The sequence below is a fragment of the Vibrio sabulosilitoris genome (assembly GCF_055391395.1).
The window spans coordinates 2,077,627-2,090,906 of sequence record NZ_AP029599.1 but is presented as its reverse complement, the minus strand read 5'-3'; the positions used below and the strand labels follow the sequence as shown (position 1 = coordinate 2,090,906).

Here is a 13,280-nt window from a genome sequence, read left to right as displayed (position 1 = left end):
TCATTTCCTTTTTGTTACAACCATATTCGTCAGTAACATGACGATAGTAAATAGTATTATGATTCCAGACGCTGCAATGATGGTTGGATCAATCTCGTGAGCTACACCTTCATACATCAACTTCGGCAACGTACGTGACCGCACATTAGTCATAAACAGCGCAATGATTAAATCATCAAATGATGAGATAAATGCAAAGACACCACCACCTATCACACCTGGTAGAATTGATGGAAAAAGGATGCGCCGAAAAAACACCAACCACGGTGCTCCCAAGCTTCTTGCTGCAAGCTCTAGACTGTTATCAAAAGTCACCAACGATGCCCTAACTGTCATAAACACGTAGGGGGTAGCTATAACGGTATGCCCGATCACTAACCCCCAGACTGAGCTCACTAATCCATAAGGCACTAAGAGGTAATACAAACCAATAGATAAAATAATAACGGGGACGATCATAGGCATGATAAAAAGCGCCTCAAGAACCTTTCGATAAGAAGCCTGTATACGAAATACCCCTATCGCCGCCATCGTCCCAAGTATGGTGGAGAAGATCACCGTTAAGCCAGCTACTTTTAACGACTGCATCAGGGCTTTTAACCACTTAGCATTGTTAAAAAAACTCTCATACCACTGAAAGCCCAAATCTTGTGGTGGAAAAGTTAGGAAAGGTGAGGAGCCCAGGCTCATTGGAAACACAATGAGAATGGGTGCAATCAAAAATAATGCGATAGGAAAACACATCAACAAGGATAATTTTCCACCTAATGTACGTCGGTAACCTTCGTGATAAGTTTCTTCCGTTTTGCTACCACTACCGGTCATTAACTTTTCAAGCCCAAAGTAGTGCTGGAAAACAAAAAACAAACTCAGCACAATAACTAACAGCATCACAGATATAGCCGCAGCGAACTCCCAATTTAGCTCCTTTGTGATGTTATCGGCTATTAACTGTGCGATCATTGTTTGCTTAACGCCCCCCATCAAAGCTGGAGTAATATAGTAGCCGACAGAATTCATAAACACGATCAGGCTGCCCGCAATTACGCCAGGTGCTGTCAGAGGCAGTATGATTCGTCTAAAAATTGTCAGTGAAGATGCACCTAAACTCTCAGCAGCACGAAGTATCGAGGTGTCCAACGACTTGAAGGATGCATAGAGAGGTAAAACAATAAATGGCATCAAGACATGAGTCATACCTATTAACACACCAGATAAATTATAAACAAACGCGATCGGTTCATCGATAATATTAAGATCAGTCAACAGAGTATTCAGCATGCCATTTTTTTGGAGAAGAACAATCCAAGCTGTCGTTCGCACCAATGAACTAGTCCAAAACGGCAGCAACACGACAATCAACAATACTTTCCTTAAATTGCTAGAGACTGTCGCCATCGCATAGGCTACTGGATAGCTAATCACCACACATAGGCACGTCACCATCGCTGAAATAAAGAAGGTGTTCGCAATGATCCCAGTATATACAGGGACTGAAAACAACCGATGAAAATGTTGTAGACTAAAGCTTGTATCACCGAAGGCGGTTGATAGGAGCTCACCAACTGGCATTAGAAAAAACAGTGCTAAGAAAGTCAGCAACGGTAAAACAGCCAACCATCCAAGTGTTTTTTTTCTTACCGACAATTTAATCCCACTGTTTTGTTCAACGGATAGAACTACACTCATAAGCTACTCACAAACAATTTTCGAGGAAAGTTCGTTAGGCGTTCGTATCCGGTTTCAGTAACCAGGATTGTTTCTGACATACCAAAGCCATTCGCTAGAATGTAACTATGGAAAGTCATGCCTGCCTCAAACCGCCATGTTGCTGAAGGCTCAGCCTCAAGTGGCTCTCCTCCTCTTGGTTGTAAAAGCAAGCCAACTGAGTAGAACGTTTTATTGCTATAAACTTCCTTTAAACCACGCGATAACGCTTCTTCTCGATAAATTGAATCAGGAACCGTCGCCAAAACTCCTGCCTTAACTGTCGATAACGCGCTATCTTGTATATCAATGAGCTCTTCTACTATTCGGTATTCTTCATCCGTCCCATGTTGCACCTTCATGGGACGCATAAATCTTGAGTGATAATGCTTTACATTAGGCGTTGTCTCAAGCTGTACCGTATCTCCGGCCTTGAGTACTCTATCCGAATATCCTCCATGGAGGTGCAAGGCGCGCACTCCAGAAGACAAAACCCCAGGCCCTGGAAGATCGCTCCCTGATTTGATCATCGCTGAGCAAATTTCAGCGGCAAGCTCTCTTTCGGTAACACCAACTCCAAGAGCTTGAATACCCGCTTTCATACCCGCTTCAGCAGCTATAGACGCCTGTCTCATATACTCAATCTCTGCTGGCGACTTAATAAATCTCTGTGCGGATGTCTCCGCACTGATATCAACCCAAGTGATGTCAGGTAGTAGCGCTTTTAATGCCGAAAATTGGCCATAGCTTAAGGGCCATGCATGTAAATCAATCGCCACTGATGCTTTTGCTCCAACTACATTCCTAATCGTCTTTGCTGCCAATGCGATTTGATCATCGGAGTCATTCCACAGCACCCGATTTTTCCAAATGCATGTTGCGTCGAGATAAAACTCTTCTACGTCTCTGCAAAACATAACAGGGTCATTGTGCAATGGAATCACGGCGAACTGGAACGAGCTGTATCCACGAGTGAAAAAGCCAGTTAAGTAAGTCACCGTTTCTGGCATGAAAGAGACAAAAGCCACACAGTTTTTGCTAGCAAGCAAACTCCTGACCTTATCAGTGCGCTCTGCATATTCTGTTGGCTTAAACCAAGGTTGATAAATAGACATACACTACCCCTTAATTAAACGTGTATAACGCTCAGTCACTTCTAAGCTATTTTCTGACCACCAAACGGTATCTACAAACACTGCTCTCTCCAATCGCTCTGGCGTTGAAGGAAGGCGCTTCGCTCGCTCCTCATCGATATAATCCCAGGCACTTTCTGTAATTGGTCCGTATGAGACATACTCACTTAGTTTTGCGTTGTTCTCTGGCTTTAAGATGAAGTTCAAGAATGCCATCGCTTCTTCGATATTCTCAGCTCCTTTTGGAATCATCATGTAACCGACTTGCGGGACCTGTTCATTCCATGACATCGCAATAGGCAAACCATGGTCAATACCACTCTGAAAACGGCCATTTGAACCGATAGCAAGAGTGACCTCTCCTGAACCGAGCATTTGGACTGGCTGGGCACTACTTGACCAAAAAACAGATACATGAGGAAGCAGCTCTTCTACTTTATTAAAGGCTCGATCTAAACCCTCCGGTGTTGATAGCACGGCGTAAACTTCACTAGGTGGAACCCCCTCAGCAAGCAGTGCAGCTTCTAAGACAGTTTCCGGCTTCGCTGGTAAAGTGCGCTTACCCGGGAATCTTTCTATATTCCAAAAGTCTGCAAATGACTGTGGTTGTTCCTTGCCATCAGGAAATGAAGTGAGAGAATAACCGACTAAATTACTGTAGATTTCTGTAGGCACGCCATAGGCTTTACGCGCATCATCTAGCACATGCGATTGGTCAACTTGATCTTGCGGGATGGCTTCAAACAGTCCCAACTGAACACCTCTAATAAAAGCAACACCACCACCACTGACGACATCCCAGATCATAGAATTAGTGTCCACCATCACTTTGATTTTTGCTGTTTCAGGATCGGTGTCTTCAATAATTTCTATATTCGTTTGCTCTGAAAATGGGGTCAGCCAAGCATTCCTAATCGCATCTTGATAGGCTCCTCCCCAACTCGCGAATACCAACTCTCCAGCCTGCCCTGAAAGACTGAACAATAAACCAGCTGATGCCAACATAAGCTTTTTCATTAGTAACTCTCCTTGTTAATTTCTAACCAGTAACTTAATTACCTTGCAAACAGACCTCAGCAAAATTAGACAGCATCGTTTTACCCATCTCAGCATCATGTGCTGTTCTCTTTAGCTCCTCGATGTCCGCACCATCTTGCTCCAATCTGTCTCTGTTCTCTTCGAACCAAAGCAACGCTTGCTCTCTTGAAATCTCTGGGTGACCTTGAATGCCCCACACTCTGCTATTTCCATAGCGCCATATGTGATTTCCACATAAGTCTGAATAAGCTAGTATCACCATGTCTGGATGTGAGTCCTTTACTTCGTCGTTGTGCCAAACAAAAATTGATACGCTCTCTGCTAAATCCTTCGTTATCAAATCATTTTTGGCAGACTGTGTCGTCGGTAGGGGTTTGTAGGCAACCTCACAATAGGGACGCACAAACACCTGATCTTTACCGCAAAGTGCAGATGCCAAAATTTGACTGCCAAAACAAATCCCGAGCATTGGAATCTGCAATTTTTCTGCGGATCGAATGAGCTGATGAAGCCGATGAATAAAAGGGATATCTTCATAAGCCCCATGGGGACTTCCTGAGATAAATATTCCACCGTAACCACTTAAGCTCTTCGGAAAATGATCGTTATATGCCCAGTAATAGTCTACTTCCAAACCTAATGATTCAAATCGCTCCTCCAGTTTTGCAATACCATGCTTTTGTGACCCACACTGAAGATAAAGAAGTTTTGTCATGAATAGTCCTAATATTTTTACTTTAATTACTTACATAGTTAATTTGAAAGGTGAGCAATGGGTTTACTTATAATTAAAATCTAAATCTCACCAGAACAATTAAGTACTTTCCTATTTTAAAAGAGGCTAACTGGGTGGCAGGCTTGAATTGTTTAACTGAGCGGTAACATAATCAACAATGCTCTGCTTTACATTCTGAATATGACTTATCATCGTATTGCGAGCTTCATTGGCATTTTCTCTATTCATACTTTCTAAAATTATAATATGCTCATTAATCCCAGGAACTGTCCGCTCTGGTATTTTATCAATATTAAACACCTTGGTTTTCAACCTCAGTTGTTGTATCGCTTCTGCTATATATCTGTTTCCACATGAACTAGAAATGAGCAAGTGCACTCTGTCATCATAGAGTTGGTGATGCAATCTTAAGTCATCCTCTTGGTTGATGCTCTTCAGAGAATCCAACAATCTGTTTAGCCTTTGCTTATCAACATACTGTGTTGCTAGGTATGCTGCTTCACCTTCAATTAGTGACCGCATATCCAATATTTCCAGATACTCTTCTAAACTAAACTCTTTTATCGTCAAAACACCCGCATATCTACGTTCAACGATACCTTGATGTTCGAGGCGTATAAGAGCTTCTCTAACTGGCGTGCGAGACACGGACATATGAGACGCGATAGTTCGTTCATTAAGTCGTGTTTTTGGGCTTAAATCCCCTGATAAAATCAATTCCAGCATCTGATTATAAATTTGGATATTGAGATCTTGCTTTTTCATCTCTCAGCCCACTAAATTAGTAAATCTATCTATAAAAACTTGTTTCACTGTAGAAGCAGATCAGTGGTTATACCGTTATCCGTCAATGCTCCCTAATTGCATGTGTCATTATCACGACATCAGGGTTATTGCTTTACACAACCAGTAAAACGAATAACGAGCTAAAGAGTAGTGGTGCTACAAACAAGCCATTAATATAAACCAAACCTTAAGTACAAACATATCAGCCCCTTAATAATGTTATGTATACCATTGGTATACCATAAGCATTAATCGGGCCAATTATAAATGTTCGGCGTAGACCATATAGAATATAAGGTTTTTAACTTAACGCCCCTCAACCTGCATGATAAATGCACAATAATTGTGCGTGTAGATGCATACATAGGTGCATTAATGGACGATACTCTGCACTTTTCTCGCTACGGTTGGCGATCAATATCACATTAAACAGAGCTTTTTTCTTTGAGGAAGTTAATGGGATAACAGTCCGATGGAATGCTTCTTTAGAAGCCTTAAAACTGAATGGGTGCCGGCTTGCGGTTACCCTAGTTTATCCGAAGCTTGGAAAAGTATTGTTGGCTACATCATTAGATATTACAGCCAGATCAGACCGCACCAGTACAATGGTGACCTAACACCGAATGAATCGGAGAGGCAGAACTGGGAAACTTATAAAGCGGTGACCAATATTAGTTGACCACTACAAACAGAACGCCCCATGAAACCTCCTCTTTAGAAGGTAATGATCAATCCCATCTCTAACGAAGCTCCCCCCATGACACATCTTTGGTATAAAGATACGTGAGGGACTTAACCATTTGAGATCCTGGAATATAAGAAACTAATTGAGATAGGTCACCAAACACATTTCTTCTCATACGATAATGTTCCACTTCCCCCCAAACTTTTCCCACAAATTCAATCGAGGGTTTAGATTCGAAAGGCTCTCCCATAGATTCATGAACATAATCTTTTGTCATCTCTGGCTTAAGAGGGCTAGGGAGGTCGTCATTGGGGAAACGATAATTAGGCTTATCCTCATCAAGCAAAGTTAAAGATATACGTTGCAGTCCCTTGTTTTCTCTATCAAACGACAACAGAACACCTTCTCTGACCATATCAAGAATAAGTTCATCATCACCAGAAAATCGAGGCTTAGGCTTTTGATTTGACCTCAAAAGACCTGCATCTATAATTTCCTCTAAAGTAGACCCCATCATAGAAATCATACGACCAACTTCAATCATTTGTACCATCCCTTAATTGCATCAAAATTATTATCTACAGCCTTTCTCAAATCTCTTGAGTCTTTATTCAAATGCTACCTCAGGGTAGGAGCATACTAACTCGATGGCTCAAATCCAACACGTTTCATACGATAAATGAGCTACTAAACTTACTTGTTTTCTGTTTTTTTAGGATAAAAGTTAGTCAAATTCTAATCTCGTTAACGTGCTAGTTAATTGATGAGCAAGCTATGCTCCCTACCTTAATGCAACATAGCGTTATCTAGGTGCAGTGCGTAAGTTGATCTGACCAATAGCTCAGATGATTTGCAATACCTCACATTATCCGTCAAATGCTAATTCAGAAAAGTCACTGACACACTTTTGTCCAGAAGTGAGTTACAAAAGGCGGTAATGACAGTGTGGCAATGACAGAGACAGAGCTAATTTAATTCCCAGTTGTTGCGCGACTCAGGCTTGGTTGTGGCAATCAGTATGAAACTTTATACTTCTCATACACTGTGTAGTTCAAGCAAGCTTTAGAGCTATTACCCTCACGAATTTAATCTATCTTAAATCAAAGATTATCGGACGAGCATTGGCTTCAATCCCCTGCCCCAATTGCCACGACGGTGTACCCGATTGAATATTGTAAAAAGCACGTATCCACTCCCCATGAGACACTAGCAATACATCTTGCTGATCATACTGAGCCCTAAGCGAAGCTGTGAACTCAATGATTCTAGATTCAAATATCGGCTCAGGCTCGACCTGATAGCGATCCCCCAGAGGAATACGATGACGCGCATGGTAATCTCGCCATGCTGAACCTGCTAACCCTCTCTGGCAATCAATCACCTTGCCTTCAAACAGGCCAAATTGACGCTCGCGAAGTCGAGCGTCAGTGATCACATCACACTCAAGCCGACGAGCAATAATCGCTGCAGTTTGTACCGCGCGACCCAGGTCGCTGCTTATCACTACAGGGTTTGCCATGATTGGCAAGGGCATTGTCGCCAAATGCGCTCTTGCCTGGGAAGTTAGCTTACTGTCTTGCCACCCTTGTAGTCGCTGCTCCCGATTCCATTCGGTTTGACCGTGTCGTATTACTACTAGCCTCACGCTATGTCCCCTTGACCTAAAAACAGTTTCGCCACTAGCCCTGGGTTAAACGGGAAATACCAGTGGATATATGAGGCGACAAGGTTACCTTTTATCCACACTGGATCGAGTGGTTTGCCCCTCTGTGAGATAGGCTGACAACGCTGTCGCTCTTGCGAGCAAGTGGTGGAATAATGGAAGGTATGTCCGCGTAAGGTCTCGCCAGGCAGCAACTCCCCTTCAACCAACCCCAGTGCCGCCAGACGTGATTGCATCACAGAGTCGGCAGATAAGACGCTACACATCTCGGCGCAATTGCCTTGGGAGTCGGTTAAGGTGCGATTCAGATAGAGCATGCCGCCACACTCGGCTAACAAGGGCTTGTTGGCATTGACATGCTGATGAATGTCTTCCTTGAGGGCGCTGTTGTCAGCCAATTCCGTCAAATACAGCTCTGGGTAACCACCCGGTAAGTAGAGGGCATCACACTCCGGTAAACGCTCACCTCGCACTGGAGAAAAGTAGCATAGCTGCGCTCCCAACTGCTGCAGCAATTCGGTATTGGCAGGGTAAATAAAGCTAAAAGCCGCATCTTTGGCGATAGCAATGCGCCTGCCTTTTAGCGAATTTGCGGTATTTTTTTCCAGCTGGTTTGCTGGGTTCAGCGTTTGAGACGAAAGCTCAAATTCAACCACGGGTGGCAGAGCAATGTCAGTATGCTCCGCCAGTAACCTCGCCGCTTGATCAAGGCGCGCTTCGATATCGCTGAGCTCTTGAGCCTGCACCAGCCCGAGATGGCGCTCTGGCAGACATACTTGGGCATCTTTGGGCAGGTAGCCCAAATAAGTCAGTGATTCGGGTAGCGAGGCTTCAAGCATAGCGGAATGGCCAGACGAGGCGACGCGGTTAGCAAATACACCGAACATAGTAACATCGCATCTATAGGTGGCGAGCCCATGCGCCACCGCGCCAAAGGTTTGCGCCATTTTGCCCGCATCAATCACGGCCAACACTGGTATGCCAAGCGTTGCCGCTATATCGGCGCTCGAACACTTGCCATCAAACATGCCCATCACACCTTCGATCAAAATCAGATCTGCCTCGGCTGCTGCTTGCGCAACTAAGTTGTGACAGTGTTCCTCTCCGCACATCCAAAAATCGAGCTGATACACGGGCTGGTTAGAGGCCAATGCTAAAAATGCCGGGTCGATAAAGTCAGGCCCCGTTTTAAACACCCGTACCTTTTTACCACGCAGAGTGAAATAGCGCGCTAGCGCCGCGACCACGGTGGTTTTACCACTCCCAGAGCTTGGCGCGGCGACCACCAATGCTGGACAACGAACCGTACTCATTCGGCAAACTCCTTCATATCAGGCCAAAGCTTAGTTAGATCTAGGTGCTGTTCGATGGCATCGGCCACGCGATTGATGCCCTCTTCGCGCATCTGCTCAAAATCAACACCTGTCGCCTCTTCCAGGCCGGCCCACTTTAAGATTGCGCCGCATGCCGCTTGTGACTCAAAAATACCGTGTAGGTATGAACCAAATACTTGATTATCAAGCCCAATAGCACCATCCGGGCCACACTCTAGCTTCAGCGGTGCGTCGCTCGACACGCCATGGGTCATCCCGGCGTGGATTTCGTAGCCATGCACATCAACACTGTCTTGGTCAGGCATGCTCAAAGAGCCTTGGCTACGCTTAAGCTGCTTGGTATTGTGCAGTTCTGTGGTTATCGCAAGGTAGCCCAAGCCGCGACTCTCGCCGGGTGAGCCCTCAATGCCCAATGGGTCTGAGATCGATTCGCCCAGCATCTGATACCCGCCGCAGATCCCCATCACTTTGCCTCCCAAGCGCAAATGGCGCTCAATTTGCGTTGCCCACCCTTGCTCACGAAGAAACGCGAGATCGCTGCGTACACTCTTAGAGCCCGGTAGAATAATCAAATCTGCATGGGGCAACGGTTGATTCTTTTGCGCAAACATCAGGTCAACATTGGGGTGCATACGCAGAGGGTCAAAGTCGGTGTGATTACTGATGCGCGGCAGCATAGGCACCACGACTTTCAATTGAGGCTCACCACACTTTAACTGAGAGACGTTAATCGCATCTTCGGCCTCTAGCATCAAGCCATGCAAAAATGGCAACACGCCGAGCACTGGCTTGCCCGTTTTCTCCTCTAGCCAATCTAAGCCACTTTTTAGCAGAGTAACATCACCACGAAAGCGGTTTATCACAAAGCCTACGACACGCTGCTGCTCTGACTCACTCAATAACGCTAAGGTGCCAAACAGATGGGCAAAAACGCCGCCTTTGTCGATATCAGCCACGATGATCACGGGGGCATCCGCCGCTGTCGCAAACCCCATATTAGCGATGTCATGGTCACGCAGATTAATCTCGGCAGGGCTGCCTGCACCCTCAACGACGATAGTGTCGTATTGCAGCTTGAGACGCTCAAACGACTCAAGCGCGTATTTCATGACCTTGGGCTTGAAGGCATGGTAACTCACCGCGTCCATGTCCTGCAGCGCCTTACCCTGTACGATAACCTGCGAGCCAGTATGGGTGTTGGGCTTTAGCAAAATTGGATTCATATCCGTGGTCGGTTCGATGCCACACGCATACGCTTGCAGTGCTTGGGCTCGACCAATCTCGCCGCCGTCACTGGTGACCGCACTATTTAGCCCCATGTTCTGTGGCTTAAACGGGGCCACAGCAATCTGTTTGCGAGTCAGCACGCGGCATAAGCCTGTGGCAAGGACGCTTTTCCCCGCGTCTGATGTGGTGCCCTGTACCATGAGTACTTTTGAGCTTGATTGCATCTGTCTTTCCTTTATTGGCTTCTATCACGCAGCGAGATTAAATGTAAATCGACCGACTCAAGACTCACCGCCTTTGAGAGTCATGGGCAACCCTGCGGTCACCAGCGTCACTTTTGCCACCTGCTGGGCGATGGCTTGGTGCAGCCATCCCGCCTCATCAACAAATTGGCGCGTTTCTTTGCCCATCGGCACCACGCCGCAGCCCACTTCGTTGCTTACCAGCAATACCTGTCCGGAGACCTCAAGCAACGCTTGCAGAAAATCTTGCCTAATATCGGTCCAGGCTTGCTGTGACTGTCCAAATAAGCTGTTGGACAGCCAAAGAGTGAGACAATCCACCAAGACGCAATTGTCAGCATGGCTGTGTTTGCGCAGCGCATCGGCTAAGCCATAGGGCTCTTCCACCACTGTCCATTGTTTGGGGCGCTGCTGCTGATGCAATTGCACTCGCTTTGCCATTTCGTCGTCTCGCACCTCAGAGGTGGCGATGTACACCACGGGCTTGCACGATGCGCTCGCGACGCCCTCGGCATAACGACTTTTTCCTGAGCGTGCGCCTCCAAGCACAAGCTCAACCTTATTGACACCTTCACTCGGCATGGCTCACCTCCGCTTGAGTTGTTGTGATGACACTGAGTGCCTGTTGGAGTTGTACCCACTCTTGCTCAGTGTGCGGTAAACCAAAACGTATCGCGTCGCCCTCATCGCACAGGCGCGTGAACACCTGCTGCTGGCACAGCTGCTGATGCAGCCAAGGTGCATTGCGTGTTGGTAAATTGCATGTTGGCAAATTGCGTGTCGGTAAGGTGACGAACAGATCGGTCGAGGCAAGAGGTGCATCGAAATACTGCCGCAGTAGCGAGCACAAGCGACGCATTGATTCACAGATTCTACTTCGAGTCTGTTGCTGCCAATCGGTGTCCTGCAGGGCCTGAGTAACCACCCACCGGGTCGGCCCTGTCACTGTCCAAGGCCCGAGTTGCTCCTTAAGCCCTTGCATAATGCTGGAGCAGCAAAAGACAAAACCGGCCCGCGCGCCGGCTAAGCCGAAGAACTTACCGATTGAGCGCAGCACAATCAGTGAGTCGGTATGCTCTGCTTGGCTGAGCAATGAGTGCTGTGGCATGCAATCCATAAAGGCCTCATCGACCACCAAGTACCCACCGCGCTGACTCAAACTGGCTTGCAACTGTTGCAGTTGGCGAGCGCTGCACACGTCACCGGTCGGATTATTGGGGTTGATCACCACCACCACATCAGACGCGGCGATTTGCTCTGGTGTCGGGAACTGATGATAAAACTCTACGCTCCAACGCTGACCATAAGCTTGAAAGCTCTGCCACGCATGCTGATGTTCTTTATAACCCACCGCGGGCAAGCATACACGCCCGCATCGCCCCAGAGCATCAGTGAGTGTGGCAGGCAGTAACATAATTGCCGCCTGCGAGCCGGCGATAGCGAGGGGCTGGATACTCGCGCCGTAATAACGCTGCGCCACAGCCTCTAATCCGTCATGCTCTTGTGGCAAACGGTTCCACACCTGTGCTGGAATGGCCGGGACCGGATACGTAAAAGGACTTACCCCAGTTGATAGGTCCACCCATGTCTCTTGATTGCCCCCATACTGGGCGATGGCGTTGAGAAGTTTACCGCCGTGATGAATCATGCTGTTTCCTTTTAACTCGTGATCAGTGTGTAGCAACCGATACAGACCAACAGCCAGACAATCGCTAGGCCAAAGCTACCTGATGTCACCAGTGCGTTGGCTTTTTTGATTGCCTCTGCTTGGGCAAGCTTTCCTACCCCCATCGGTTTTTTATCGTGCAGAACACCGTCGTAATAGGTCGGGCCGCCAATGGTTATGCCCAGTGCACCCGCGCCTGCCGTCATCACCACACCACCATTGGGGCTTGCGCAGGACTTGGCTTGGGTTCGCCAGCAGTGCAGTGCCGCTCTTGACTGTCCTTGGAGTGTGTACACCAAAGCTGTAATGCGCGCAGGCACATAGCCGAGTACATCATCTAGCTTGGCGCTGACAAAACCAAAATCGCGGTAACGCTGATTTTTGTAGCCCCACATCGCATCAAGGGTATTGGATAAACGAAGTGCGACGGCGCCCGGCGCGCCAAGTAGCGCAAACCAAAACAACGGCGCAAACACAGCATCGTTGCCATTTTCCAGCACCGATTCAATGGCAGCTGAGGCAATGTCATATTCGCCCATCTGCTCAGTGTTGCGGCTGACGATCATCGACACCGCAAAACGTGCCTGCTCTATATCACCCATCACCAATGGCTGATAAATACGCTCAGCATGCTCAACTAAGCTGCGGCCACCAATAGTGAGATACAAGACAAAGGTATTGAGTAAAAATAACAGTAACATCGAGATTTGACTCGCAACCACAGTCAAGGTTACCACTGTCGCCGTGATCGGCACTACCGCCAGTAGCCATGCGATCCCCCCTTGAAACTTTAATGCAGATGATGAGGGATCCGCTGTTAAGCTTCTTATCCTGCGCTCAACCTGATTGGCTAACCAACCAAACCCCACTAAAGGATGAAACCGGTTGGGCTCGCCTAACCAGCGGTCCAAAAGCAGCGCGAAGAGTAACGATAAGGCGCTACTGAGCCAATAAGTACCAAGTTCAAGTAGCATCTGACGACTCGCATTGTGAGCCTTTCACCTTAGTGACAACGTCACCAAGGCTAACTAAGGCAGTTCCCATCACCAGTAGCTTATCTCGG

General features: G+C 47.0%; 12 protein-coding genes and 1 pseudogene. 1 reads left to right on the top strand and 12 read right to left on the bottom strand.

From position 1 onward, the window contains the following. The 5 genes from ACZ5R2_RS09835 to ACZ5R2_RS09815 form a co-directional block, all read right to left on the bottom strand. On the bottom strand, window positions 1-1,689 hold the full coding sequence (locus tag ACZ5R2_RS09835) for an ABC transporter permease subunit (protein WP_464902084.1): 1,689 nt from the start codon (window positions 1,687-1,689) through the stop codon (window positions 1-3). Then, complete coding sequence (locus ACZ5R2_RS09830; RefSeq protein WP_464902083.1) at window positions 1,686-2,822, bottom strand: M24 family metallopeptidase; 1,137 nt, start codon at window positions 2,820-2,822, stop codon at window positions 1,686-1,688. The genes ACZ5R2_RS09835 and ACZ5R2_RS09830 overlap by 4 nt, the downstream gene beginning before the upstream one ends. A gap of 3 nt (window positions 2,823-2,825) precedes the next feature. Next, window positions 2,826-3,857 carry an ABC transporter substrate-binding protein gene (locus ACZ5R2_RS09825; RefSeq protein WP_464902082.1) on the bottom strand — a complete coding sequence of 344 codons (1,032 nt, stop codon included), beginning with the start codon at window positions 3,855-3,857 and terminating at the stop codon, window positions 2,826-2,828. Window positions 3,858-3,891: 34 nt separating this feature from the next. Continuing rightward, entirely contained in the window at window positions 3,892-4,593 is a 702-nt protein-coding gene (locus ACZ5R2_RS09820) for a type 1 glutamine amidotransferase (protein ID WP_464902081.1), read from the bottom strand. A 126-nt stretch (window positions 4,594-4,719) separates the two neighbouring features. Next, a complete protein-coding gene (locus ACZ5R2_RS09815; protein WP_464902080.1) occupies window positions 4,720-5,379 on the bottom strand; it encodes a GntR family transcriptional regulator in 660 nt (219 codons plus the stop codon). 478 nt (window positions 5,380-5,857) lie between these two features. On the opposite strand from ACZ5R2_RS09815, the pseudogene ACZ5R2_RS09810 reads away from it, so the two are divergent. Then, a pseudogene (locus ACZ5R2_RS09810) lies at window positions 5,858-6,079 on the top strand (IS3 family transposase); the annotation flags it as partial. 61 nt (window positions 6,080-6,140) lie between these two features. Here ACZ5R2_RS09810 and ACZ5R2_RS09805 read toward each other — a convergent pair. The 7 genes from ACZ5R2_RS09805 to cbiB form a co-directional block, all read right to left on the bottom strand. Then, on the bottom strand, window positions 6,141-6,629 hold the full coding sequence (locus ACZ5R2_RS09805) for a DUF6392 family protein (protein WP_464902079.1): 489 nt from the start codon (window positions 6,627-6,629) through the stop codon (window positions 6,141-6,143). 546 nt (window positions 6,630-7,175) lie between these two features. Then, on the bottom strand, window positions 7,176-7,730 hold the full coding sequence (locus ACZ5R2_RS09800) for a histidine phosphatase family protein (RefSeq protein WP_464902078.1): 555 nt from the start codon (window positions 7,728-7,730) through the stop codon (window positions 7,176-7,178). Continuing rightward, window positions 7,727-9,061, bottom strand: a complete 1,335-nt coding sequence (locus ACZ5R2_RS09795; RefSeq protein WP_464902077.1) for a cobyrinate a,c-diamide synthase — start codon at window positions 9,059-9,061, stop codon at window positions 7,727-7,729. Before ACZ5R2_RS09795 ends, ACZ5R2_RS09800 begins: the two co-directional genes overlap by 4 nt. Continuing rightward, complete coding sequence (locus ACZ5R2_RS09790) at window positions 9,058-10,533, bottom strand: cobyric acid synthase (RefSeq protein WP_464902076.1); 1,476 nt, start codon at window positions 10,531-10,533, stop codon at window positions 9,058-9,060. The genes ACZ5R2_RS09795 and ACZ5R2_RS09790 overlap by 4 nt, the downstream gene beginning before the upstream one ends. A gap of 57 nt (window positions 10,534-10,590) precedes the next feature. Then, window positions 10,591-11,133, bottom strand: coding sequence for a bifunctional adenosylcobinamide kinase/adenosylcobinamide-phosphate guanylyltransferase (cobU, locus tag ACZ5R2_RS09785; RefSeq protein WP_464902075.1), 543 nt, complete (start codon window positions 11,131-11,133; stop codon window positions 10,591-10,593). Continuing rightward, window positions 11,123-12,199, bottom strand: a complete 1,077-nt coding sequence (gene cobD, locus ACZ5R2_RS09780) for a threonine-phosphate decarboxylase CobD (protein ID WP_464902074.1) — start codon at window positions 12,197-12,199, stop codon at window positions 11,123-11,125. Before cobD ends, cobU begins: the two co-directional genes overlap by 11 nt. A gap of 11 nt (window positions 12,200-12,210) precedes the next feature. Beyond that, on the bottom strand, window positions 12,211-13,191 hold the full coding sequence (gene cbiB, locus ACZ5R2_RS09775) for an adenosylcobinamide-phosphate synthase CbiB (protein WP_464902073.1): 981 nt from the start codon (window positions 13,189-13,191) through the stop codon (window positions 12,211-12,213). Between the last annotated feature and the right edge of the window lie 89 nt (window positions 13,192-13,280).